The sequence below is a fragment of the Cupriavidus sp. SK-3 genome (genome assembly GCF_000611145.1).
GTDB lineage: Bacteria > Pseudomonadota > Gammaproteobacteria > Burkholderiales > Burkholderiaceae > Cupriavidus.
The window spans coordinates 1-10960 of record NZ_JFJV02000167.1; the positions used below are offsets into that span (position 1 = coordinate 1).

Annotated in this window: 10 protein-coding genes; all 10 read left to right on the forward strand. The window is 66.5% G+C overall.

Annotation, left to right across the window (positions count from 1 at the left end; all coding sequences use genetic code 11):
• Positions 1–1586, forward strand: a 1586-nt coding sequence (cheA, locus tag CF70_RS16905) for a chemotaxis protein CheA (protein WP_035866975.1), incomplete at its 5' end; no start/stop codon positions are given.
• A 21-nt stretch (positions 1587–1607) separates the two neighbouring features.
• Positions 1608–2102 (forward strand): chemotaxis protein CheW, encoded by a 495-nt coding sequence (cheW, locus tag CF70_RS16910; RefSeq protein ID WP_035866976.1) that lies wholly within the window; start codon positions 1608–1610, stop codon positions 2100–2102.
• A 73-nt stretch (positions 2103–2175) separates the two neighbouring features.
• Positions 2176–3078 (forward strand): CheR family methyltransferase, encoded by a 903-nt coding sequence (locus CF70_RS16915; protein ID WP_035866978.1) that lies wholly within the window; start codon positions 2176–2178, stop codon positions 3076–3078.
• Positions 3078–3734 (forward strand): chemoreceptor glutamine deamidase CheD, encoded by a 657-nt coding sequence (cheD, locus tag CF70_RS16920; RefSeq protein ID WP_035866980.1) that lies wholly within the window; start codon positions 3078–3080, stop codon positions 3732–3734. The genes CF70_RS16915 and cheD overlap by 1 nt, the downstream gene beginning before the upstream one ends.
• A 23-nt stretch (positions 3735–3757) precedes the next feature.
• On the forward strand, positions 3758–4834 hold the full coding sequence (locus CF70_RS16925; protein ID WP_035866982.1) for a protein-glutamate methylesterase/protein-glutamine glutaminase: 1077 nt from the start codon (positions 3758–3760) through the stop codon (positions 4832–4834).
• Between the two features lie 88 nt (positions 4835–4922).
• Positions 4923–5318: a chemotaxis response regulator CheY gene (gene cheY, locus CF70_RS16930; protein ID WP_035866985.1), complete on the forward strand. Its 396-nt coding sequence runs from the start codon at positions 4923–4925 to the stop codon at positions 5316–5318.
• A 10-nt stretch (positions 5319–5328) separates the two neighbouring features.
• A complete protein-coding gene (cheZ, locus tag CF70_RS16935) occupies positions 5329–5964 on the forward strand; it encodes a protein phosphatase CheZ (protein WP_035866991.1) in 636 nt (211 codons plus the stop codon).
• Between the two features lie 257 nt (positions 5965–6221).
• Positions 6222–7364, forward strand: coding sequence for a flagellar biosynthesis protein FlhB (gene flhB, locus CF70_RS16940; RefSeq protein WP_035866988.1), 1143 nt, complete (start codon positions 6222–6224; stop codon positions 7362–7364).
• Positions 7361–9448 (forward strand): flagellar biosynthesis protein FlhA, encoded by a 2088-nt coding sequence (gene flhA / locus CF70_RS16945; RefSeq protein WP_035866989.1) that lies wholly within the window; start codon positions 7361–7363, stop codon positions 9446–9448. The genes flhB and flhA overlap by 4 nt, the downstream gene beginning before the upstream one ends.
• Positions 9449–9461: 13 nt before the next feature.
• Positions 9462–10960 (forward strand): flagellar biosynthesis protein FlhF (gene flhF, locus CF70_RS16950; protein WP_035866992.1); only part of this gene is annotated, 1499 nt, incomplete at its 3' end.

The following is a 10960-nucleotide window of genomic DNA, read 5'->3' on the forward strand; positions in this document are numbered from 1 at the left end:
CCGCTGCGCCGGCGCCCGCGCCCGCAGCGGGCGGCGGGTTGAAGGTGACGCTGATCAAGGTATCGCCGTCCGACCAGGCGCTGTTGCGCGAAGAGCTCGCCAACCTGGGCGAGATCACGGGCCAGCAGGAAGTGGGCGGCGATCTCACCGTCTGGCTGCAGAGCCAGTGCAGCGCCGACGACATCATCGCCGTGTGCTGCTTCGTCGTCGACGGCGACCAGATCTTGGTGGAAGCGGCGGACGCGCCGGCTGCTGCGGCTGCCCCGGCAGCAGCGGCACCGGCTCCCGCTCCGGTTCCGGCTCCCGCAGCCGCTGCACCGGCGGCAGCGGCGGCCGCCGCGGCACCGGCTCCCGCCAAGGAAAAGGCCAAGGCGCAGCCCGCTGCCGCGGCTCACGCACAGGAGTCCGGCTCCATCCGTGTGCCGACCGAAAAGGTCGACCAGATCATCAACCTGGTGGGCGAGCTGGTCATCACGCAATCGATGCTGGCGCAGACGGCCTCGGCGCTCGATCCGGTGCTGTTCGACCGGCTGTTCTCCGGCATGGGCCAGCTTGAGCGCAATGCGCGCGACCTGCAGGAAGCCGTGATGTCGATCCGCATGATGCCGATGGACTACGTGTTCTCGCGCTTCCCGCGCCTGGTGCGCGACCTGGCCGGCAAGCTGGGCAAGCAGATCGATCTGGTCACCTTCGGCAAGGCCACCGAGCTTGACAAGAGCCTGATCGAACGCATCATCGACCCGCTCACCCACCTGGTGCGCAACAGCCTGGACCACGGCATCGAGACACCGGACCTGCGCGTTGCCGCGGGCAAGGAACCCACCGGGCAGCTGATCCTGTCGGCGCAGCACCACGGCGGCAACATCGTCATTGAAGTGAGCGACGACGGCGGCGGCCTGCGCCGCGACAAGATCCTCGCAAAGGCGCTGCAGAACGGCCTGCCGGTGTCCGAGAACATCAGCGACGAGGAAGTCTGGCAGCTGATCTTCGCGCCGGGCTTCTCCACCGCCGAAGCGGTGACCGACCTGTCCGGCCGCGGCGTGGGCATGGACGTGGTCAAGCGGAACATCCAGGAAATGGGTGGCCACGTCGAGGTCACGTCGCGCCCTGGCCAGGGCACCACCACCCGCATCGTGCTGCCGCTGACGCTCGCGATCCTGGACGGCATGTCCGTCAAGGTGGGCGCGGAAACCTTCATCCTGCCGCTGAACTGCGTGATGGAGTCGCTGCAGCCCAAGCCGGAAGACGTGCACACGGCTGCCAACAACGACCGCGTCATGCATGTGCGCGGCGAGTACCTGCCGTTGCTGGAACTGCATCGCGTGTTCAACGTGGCCGATGCCGTGCATGAGCCGACCCAGGGCATCGCCGTGATCCTGCAGGCCGAAGGCAAGCGCTTCGCGATGCTGGTGGACCAGCTGATCGGCCAGCACCAGGTCGTGCTGAAGAATCTCGAAACCAACTACCGCAAGGTGCCTTGCATTTCCGCCGCCACCATCCTCGGCGACGGCAGCGTGGCACTGATCGTGGACGTCGGTGCGCTGCAGCGCACCGGTGTGCGCCGCCAAGACCCGGCGCTTGCTTAACGCTCAGGAGAACAAGACATCATGGCCGGCATCGGACACATCGATACCCCGGGGAGCGAAGCCTCCGGGCAGGAATTCCTGGTTTTCACGCTGGGGAGCGAAGAATATGGCATCGACATTCTCAAGGTGCAGGAGATCCGCGGCTACGACGCGGTGACCCGCCTGGCGAACGCGCCTGACTTCATCAAGGGCGTGACGAATCTGCGCGGCGTGATCGTGCCGATCGTCGACCTGCGCCTGAAGTTCCGGCTCGGCAACGTGCGCTATGACCACCAGACCGTGGTCATCATCCTCAATATTGCCGGACGTGTCGTCGGCATCGTGGTGGATGGCGTTTCGGATGTGCTGACCCTGACCGGCGAAGCCATCAAGCCGGCACCGGAGTTCGGCGTTTCGGTCTCGAACGAGCACCTGACCGGCCTCGGTACCGTCGACGGCCGCATGCTGATCCTGATCGACATCGAAAAACTGATGACCAGCCCGGAAATGGAACTGGTGGAAGCCGAGTTCGCCTGATCCCGCATTCCGGTACGCGCAAACACGCCAAAGCGCGCATTAGCAAGACCACGGCCAACCGCCCTCGCAACACATGACGCAGCCTCGACCAACCGCCTTTGCCGCCGGCCCGCAATCGGCGCAACCCGCTTCCATGCGGCGCGACGAGCCGCGTGACTTCCTGCTGACCGAGCGCGACTTCGAAAAGATCCGCGCCATGATCCATCGCCGCGCGGGTATCTCGCTCGGCAGCCACAAGCGGGAGATGGTGTACAGCCGGCTGGCGCGGCGCCTGCGCACGCTGCAGCTCGTCGACTTCGGCACCTACCTGGCCATGCTCGATGCCGACAATGGCTCGGACGAGTGGGAGTTCTTTACCAACGCGCTCACCACCAACCTGACATCGTTCTTCCGCGAGGCGCATCATTTCCCCTTGCTGGCGGAGCATGCCAAGAAGATCGGGCGGCCATACTCCGTATGGTGCTCGGCCGCGTCGACCGGCGAGGAGCCATACTCCATCGCCATCACGCTGGCCGAAGCGCTGGGTGAGCGTGCCGCCACCGTGCTCGCCACGGACATCGATACGCAGGTACTGGCCAAGGCCCGCTCCGGGGTCTATACCAGCGAGCAGGTGAACAAGCTCTCGCAGGAACGGCTCAAACGCTTCTTCCTCAAGGGCACTGGCCAGCGCGCGGGCGCGGTCAAGGTCAAGCCGGACCTGGCAAGCACCATCAGTTTCGAGCCGCTCAACCTGCTGGCGCCGGACTGGGGGATTCGCGAGAAGTTTGACGCGATCTTCTGCCGCAACGTGATGATCTATTTCGACAAGCCCACCCAGGGCAAGATCCTGGAGCGCTTCGTGCCGCTGCTCAAGCCGCACGGGCTGCTATTCGCGGGCCACTCGGAGAATTTCTCCTACGTGACGCGCGCGTTCCAGCTGCGCGGGCAGACCGTGTATGAACTGGCGCCGCCTTCGGCCCGGCTGGGAGGTTCGTGATGCGCACCCCCCAGTTGCCTGAAGCGATCGCCACCCGCAGCTATTTCGACCGCGAGTTCGGCAAGCAGGCCATCAAGCTGTTGCCGAACGAGTATTACGTGACGCGCGAGGACGTGGTGCTTACCACCGTGCTGGGTTCGTGCGTGGCTGCCTGCATCCGCGACGAGACGGCCGGGGTGGGGGGCATGAACCACTTCATGCTGCCGGACGACGACGGCGCGGGTGCGGACCGGCTGCTCTCCGCATCGATGCGCTACGGCTCCTACGCCCTGGAAGTGCTGATCAACGAATTGCTGAAGATGGGCGCGCGCCGCGAGCGGCTCGAAGCCAAGGTATTCGGCGGCGGCGCGGTGTTGGCCAATATGACCACGCTGAATATCGGCGATCGCAACGCAGAGTTCGTGCTCAGGTACCTGAAGGCCGAAGAGATCCGCGTGGCCGCCCAGGACCTGCGCGGCCCGCATGCGCGCCGCGTCAGCTATTTCCCGCTTACCGGGCTGGCGTTGGTGCGCCGGCTCACACGCCAGGATGACCAGGTGGTGGTCGAGCGCAACGAACGCGCCCTGGCGCGCGCCATTGCCAGCTCCGGCACCGCGCCCGGGAAGGGCGGCGCGGAACTGTTTCCACGACGCACGCCATCGGCTGCCGTCTCCTGAACCGACAAGGATTTTTTCAAGACATGACCGCGGCCAAGATCAAGGTATTGTGCGTGGACGATTCCGCGCTGATACGCAGCCTGATGACGGAGATCATCAACAGCCAGAGCGATATGGAGGTGGTGGGAACCGCCCCCGATCCGCTTGTGGCTCGCGACCTGATCAAGCGACTGAACCCGGATGTGCTCACGCTTGACGTGGAAATGCCGCGCATGGATGGCCTGGATTTCCTGGAGCGGCTGATGCGGCTGCGGCCGATGCCGGTGCTGATGGTCTCGTCGCTGACGGAGCGCGGTTCGGAAATCACGATGCGCGCGCTGGAGCTGGGTGCGGTGGATTTCGTCACCAAGCCAAAGCTGGGTATCCGCGACGGCCTGATGGACTACACCGACACCATCGCCGACAAGATTCGCGCGGCTTCGCGCGCGCGCATCCGCAGCGCCGCGCCGGCCAGCGCGGAGGCGGCAGTGCCTGCGGCCCCGATGCTGCGCAGCCCGTTGCTGTCCACGGAAAAGCTGATCATCGTCGGTGCATCCACCGGCGGCACCGAGGCCATCAAGGAATTCCTGATGCCGATGCCGCCGGACTGCCCGGCGGTGCTGATCGTCCAGCACATGCCGGCCGGCTTTACGCGCTCGTTCGCGCAGCGCCTGGACGGCCTGTGCCGGATCACGGTCAAGGAGGCGGAGCACGGCGAACGCGTGCTCCCCGGCTACGCTTATATCGCGCCGGGAGACTCGCACCTGCTGCTCGCGCGCAGCGGGGCCAACTATGTGGCCCACCTGTCGCAGGAGCCGGCGGTCAACCGCCACCGGCCGTCGGTGGAGGTGCTGTTTGACTCCGCGGCCAAGCATGCAGGCAAGAATGCCATCGGCGTGATGCTGACCGGCATGGGCAAGGACGGGGCGCAAGGCATGCTGCGCATGCGCGAGGCCGGCGCCTACAACCTGGCGCAGGACGAAAGCAGTTGCATCGTATTCGGCATGCCCAAGGAGGCGATTGCCGCCGGCGGGGTGCATGAGGTAGTACCGCTGCACGCGATGAGCCAGCGCGTGATGGCGCGCCTGGCCACCTTCGGGACGCGCGCGCAGCGGGTTTGACAGGGCACAAGCGCTTGCCCGGGCGCATACCGCAGGGGCAGGCGCAGGTATTGAAGCAACTTTCCACAACTGTATTGGAGCCGTTAGAGTGGACAAGAACATGAAGATCCTGGTGGTCGATGACTTCCCCACCATGCGTCGCATCATCCGCAACCTGCTTAAGGAACTGGGCTTTGCCAACGTCGAGGAAGCCGAAGACGGCGCCGCCGGCCTGGAGAAGGTCAAGGACGGCAGCTTCCAGTTCGTCATCTCCGACTGGAACATGCCGAACATGGATGGCCTGAGCATGCTGCAGGCCATCCGCGCCGAAGGGCCGCTGTCCAAGCTGCCGGTGCTGATGGTGACGGCCGAGGCCAAGAAGGAAAACATCATCGCCGCGGCGCAAGCCGGCGCGAACGGCTATGTGGTCAAGCCGTTCACGGCAGCGACGCTTGACGAAAAAATTACCAAAATTTTCGAGAAACTGGCGAAGGAAGGGGCATAAGGTGGGCGATATGTCGACGACTCCGACTCTCAGCAACGAATCTGCCGAGCAGCTGTTCCAGCGCATTGGCGCCCTGACACGGATGCTGCGCGACAATATGCGCGAATTGGGGCTCGACAAGGAAATCGAGCGTGCCGCCCAGGCCATCCCCGACGCGCGCGACCGGCTCAGCTATATCGCCTCCATGACCGAGCAGGCTGCCGAGCGCACGCTGACCGCGGTGGAGCTGGCGCAGCCGATCCAGGCCGGCATGGAGAAGCAGGCCGAGGCGCTGGACAAGCGTTGGGAAGCCTGGTTCGACAAGCCGGTGGAGCTGGGCGACGCGCGCGAGCTGGTGCTCGATACCCGTGCCTTCCTGACGGACGTGCCGCAGCAGGCCCGCGCCACCGGCAGCCACCTGCTCGACATCATGATGGCGCAGGACTTCCAGGACCTGACCGGCCAGGTCATCAAGAAGATGATGGACATGATCCATTCCCTGGAGCAGGAATTGCTGCAGGTGCTGATTGATAACGTGCCGGCCGATCGTCGGGTGGAGGCGCCGGCTACGCTGATGAACGGGCCGCAGGTCAACCCGGAAGGCAAGGCCGATGTGGTCTCCGACCAGTCGCAGGTGGACGACCTCCTCGCCAGCCTGGGGTTCTGACCGTCCTGGCCAGGCAGCGGTGGCGCCCTTGCCGCGGCGCCGCGGCGGCCTGGCCCGATTTGCCGGCGCATTGCCGGTAAAGCCTCCGCCGCCATGGCGGAGGGTAGCGCGCCGCATCCGCCCGCGCCGCGCCCGGGGCGGCGCCATCCCGCAAACAGCGCCAGAATCCCCGCCCTATTCCCCCTAATGCCCGCCGCTTCCCGCTCCGATAATCGTCCCTGACGAACGGCCGCATGCCGCTTCGTAACGGAGCGGCCATGTCCGAAGAAAGCGATCTCGAGAAAACCGAACCTGCCTCATCGCGGCGCCTGGAAAAGGCGCGCGAGGAGGGGCAGGTCGTGCGTTCGCGGGAACTCGCCACGCTGATCATGCTGATGAGCGGTGTGGCGGGCCTGTCGATGCTGGGCGGCACGCTCGCCAGCAAGCTCGACGCTGTATTGCACGCCGGCCTGGCCTTCGAGCCGGCCGTTGCCTTCGATACGTCGCGCATGATGTCGCACTTCGCCATGACGGTCTGGGAAGGCCTGCTGGCCTTCCTGCCCCTGCTGCTCCTTTTTGGCGTGGCGGCGCTGGCCGGCCCCATGCTGCTGGGCGGCTGGCTGTTCTCCGCCAAGTCTTTCGCCCCCGATTTCTCCCGGCTCTCGCCGCTCAAAGGGCTGGGCCGGCTGTTCTCCTCGCAATCGCTGGTGGAACTGGCCAAGGCCATCGCCAAGGCATTGCTGGTTGGCAGCGTGGCCGGCTGGGTACTGTGGCGGCGGCTGCCCGAGGCTGTCGCGCTGATGAGCGCACCGATCCACGAGGCGCTGCTGCACATGCTGGAGATGGTGCTGAGCGCCTGCGCCATGGTGGCGGGTTCGCTGGTGCTGGTGGCGGCGATCGACGTGCCCTGGCAGTACTGGACGTTTTACAAGAAGCTGCGCATGACCAAGGAAGAGGTCAAGCAGGAGCACAAGGAAAGCGAAGGCGACCCGCATATCAAGGCGCGCATCCGCCAGCAGCAGCGCGCCATGGCAAAGCGCCGCATGATGTCCGAGGTGCCCAAGGCTGACGTGGTGGTGACCAACCCCACGCACTTCGCCGTGGCGCTGCGCTATGAAGAAGGCCGCATGAGCGCGCCGCGCGTGGTGGCCAAGGGCAGCGAGGCGATTGCCGCGCGCATTCGCGAGATCGCCGTCGAGAACGGCGTGCCGTTGCTGTCCGCGCCGCCGCTGGCGCGGGCGCTGCACCGTCACGTAGAGCTGGGCCAGGAAATTCCGGCCGGCTTGTACACCTCCGTGGCCGAAGTTCTGGCCTGGGTCTATCAACTGAAGCACTGGCACCACAGCAACGGCCCGCATCCGGAGGCACCCTCCGAGTTGCTGGTGCCTGACGAGTTTGCCGTACCGGAAAGCCAAGCATGAACGCATTGACCTCGCTGTTCAACCTGCCCGGCGGGCGGGGAGGCGGCCAGATGAAGGCCCTGGCCGGCCCGCTGCTGATCATCATGATCCTCGGCATGATGATCCTGCCGCTGCCGCCTTTCGTACTGGACCTGCTGTTTACGTTCAACATCGCCCTGTCGATCATGGTGCTGCTGGTGGGCATGTACACGCAGAAGGCGCTGGATTTCGCCGCCTTCCCGGCGGTGCTGCTGTTCACTACGCTGCTGCGCCTGTCGCTCAACGTGGCCTCGACCCGTGTCGTGCTGATGGAAGGGCACACCGGGCCGGACGCCGCGGGCAAGGTGATCGAGGCCTTCGGCCACTTCCTGGTGGGCGGCAACTTCGCCGTGGGTATCGTGGTGTTCGCCATCCTGGTGGTGATCAACTTCATGGTCATCACCAAGGGTGCGGGGCGTATCGCCGAAGTTGGCGCGCGCTTCATGCTCGATGCCATGCCCGGCAAGCAGATGGCGATCGACGCCGACCTCAACGCCGGCCTGATCAACGAAGACGGCGCCAAGAAGCGCCGCGCCGAGGTATCGCAGGAATCGGACTTCTATGGCGCGATGGACGGTGCCAGCAAGTTCGTGCGCGGCGACGCCGTGGCGGGTCTGATGATCATGTTCATCAACGTCGGCGCAGGCATGGTGGTGGGCATGGTGCAGCATGACCTGGACTTCGCCACCGCGGTGCGCAACTACACCCTGCTGACCATCGGCGATGGCCTGGTCGCGCAGATCCCGGCGCTGGTGATCTCCACCGCCGCGGGCGTGATCGTCTCGCGGGTCTCCAACGAGCAGGACGTGGGCCAGCAGCTGACCGGCCAGCTGTTCTCCAATCCGCGCGTGCTCTACCTGACCGGTGCCATCATCGGCATGATGGGCATCATCCCCGGCATGCCGCACTTCGCTTTCCTGGCCTTTGCCGGCGCGCTGGTGTGGTTCGGCCGCTACGTGGCACGGCGTGATGCATCGCAGGCGCAGGAGAAGAAGCGCGAGGATCGCGCTCCCGCGATGGTGCCCGAGTCGACCGAAGCCAGCTGGGACGACGTCAGCCTGGTGGACCCGCTCGGCATGGAAGTGGGCTACCGCCTGATCCCGCTGGTGGACCGCGCGCAGAACGGCGAACTGCTCGGCCGCATCAAGAGCATCCGCAAGAAGGTGGCGCAGGAGATCGGCTTCCTGGTGCCGGTGGTGCATATCCGCGACAACCTGGAACTCAAGCCCAACGCCTACCGCATCACGCTCAAGGGCGTGGAGATCGGCCGCGGCGAAGCGACGCCCGGGCAGTGGATGGCGATCAACCCCGGCCAGGTCTCCGGCCCGTTGCCAGGCACGCCCGGCCAGGACCCGGCATTCGGCCTGCCGGCGGTGTGGATCGAGGGCGGGCTCAAGGAACAGGCGCAGATCTACGGCTACACCGTGGTGGACGCCAGCACAGTAGTGGCCACTCACCTCAACCATCTGATCCATATGCACGCGGCCGAACTGCTTGGCCGCCAGGAAGTGCAGTCGCTGCTGGACCGCATCGCCAAGGAATCGCCCAAGCTGACTGAAGACCTGGTGCCCAAGGTCATCACCCTCACCGCGCTGCAGAAGATCCTGCAGAACCTGCTGGACGAGAGCGTGCCGATCCGCGACATGCGCACCGTGCTGGACGTGGTGGCCGAGCACGCGCCGAAGATCAGCGATCCCAACGAACTCACATCGCTGGTGCGCGTCGCGCTGGGGCGTGCCATTACCCAGCAGTGGTTCCCCAACGGCGCCGACCTCCAGGTCATCGGCCTCGACGCCGGGCTGGAACGCGTGCTGTCGCAAGCGCTCACTAACGGCGGCGGCATCGAGCCTGGCCTGGCCGATGCCCTGCTGCAGCAAACGCAGAACGCGGTGAACAGGCAGGAACACCTGGGGCTGGATCCCGTGCTGCTGGTGCCGCATCCGCTGCGCCCGCTGCTGGCGCGCTTCCTGCGCAGGACCATGCCGCAGCTCAAGGTGCTCTCGCATGCCGAGGTGCCGGACAACAGAAATATCAGGATCACCGCCATGATCGGTGGCGCAGCGTGAGGGGTTTCGCAAGATGAGCGTAGCTAAATTCGTGGCGGCCAATGGCCGCGAGGCCTTGCGCCAGGTGCGCGAGGCAATGGGACCGGATGCCGTGGTGCTGTCCAACCGCACCGTCGAGGGCGGCGTGGAGATTGTCGCCATGCGCGACACCGATCTCGGCGCCATCGCCAGCAGCGCACCGGCATTCACGCCGCCGCCCGCCGCCGTGGTGGCCGTCGACGGCGCCCTTGGCGACCTGCGCGGCGAACTGCAGACCATGCGCGCCATGATGGAGCGGCAGTTCTCCGGCGTGGGCACCCACAGCCTGCCGTCGCTGGGCGGCGATCCGCTGCGCGACTCGCTGTTTACCTGGTTAGTGACTGCTGGCTTCTCCGGACAGCTTGCGCGATCGCTGCTCGGCCACCTGCCGCTGGGTCATGACCGGCCCGCCGCCATGACCTGGATCCGCCAGGAGCTGGCGCGCAAGGTCCCGGTGCTCAACGACGAAGATGCGCTGTTCGCCCAGGGCGGCGTGCTGGCGCTGGTCGGCCCCACCGGCGTGGGCAAGACCACCACCACGGCCAAGCTGGCAGCGCGCTTCGTGCTCAAGCACGGCCCGGAACGCCTGGCCTTGCTGACCACCGACACTTTCCGTATCGGTGCGCACGAGCAACTGCGCATCTACGGCGACATCCTGGGCGTGCCTGTGCACGCGGTCAAGGATGCGGCCGACCTGCGCTTCGCGCTGGCGGCGCTGACCGATAAGCACCTGGTGATCATCGACACCGTCGGCATGAGCCAGCGCGACCGTAACCTGTCGGAGCAGATCGCCATGCTGGCGGGCGTGCAGGCGCCGGTGCAGCGCATCCTGTTGCTCAACGGCGCCAGCCACGGCGACACCCTCAACGAAGTCGTGCACGCCTACCGCCACGATGCCACGCCCGACGGCGGCATCGACGGCTGTATCGTCAGCAAGCTGGATGAAGCCACGCACCTGGGCTCCGTGCTCGACGTGGTGATCCGGCACCGCCTGCCGGTCTACTACGCCTCCACCGGCCAGCGCGTGCCCGAGCACCTTGAACTCGCCAACGGCGCGTCGCTGGTCGAGCGCGCGTTCCAGACGCCGCGCCGCGGCTCCGTATTCGCCGACGCGGAAGCCGCGCGCCGTGCCATGCCCGCGCAGGACGATGGCGACGCCACCCGCGCGGCCAGCGCCGGCGGCGCCGACGGCATGCTGCGCTCGCTGACCGACAACGCCAACGCGGTGGGCGATTGCGTCCAGCAGCTGAACGCTGGCAGCTACAGCTTCGAGCTGGTCCGCTCGCTCTGGCAGCAGCGCGCCGAGAGCGCGCCCTCGCCGCGCCTGATGGCGCAGCAGGTGCGCGAAGCCGCCTGCCGCGACCTGAGCCGCCATTGCGATCGTTTCGTGCTTTCGCTCAGCGCCACGGTCGCCGCGCCGGTGGCGGGGCGCCGCGCGCCGCGCCCCTGGCAACACACGCTCTGGCTGGCTGACCGCGACGGCCTGCCGCTGGC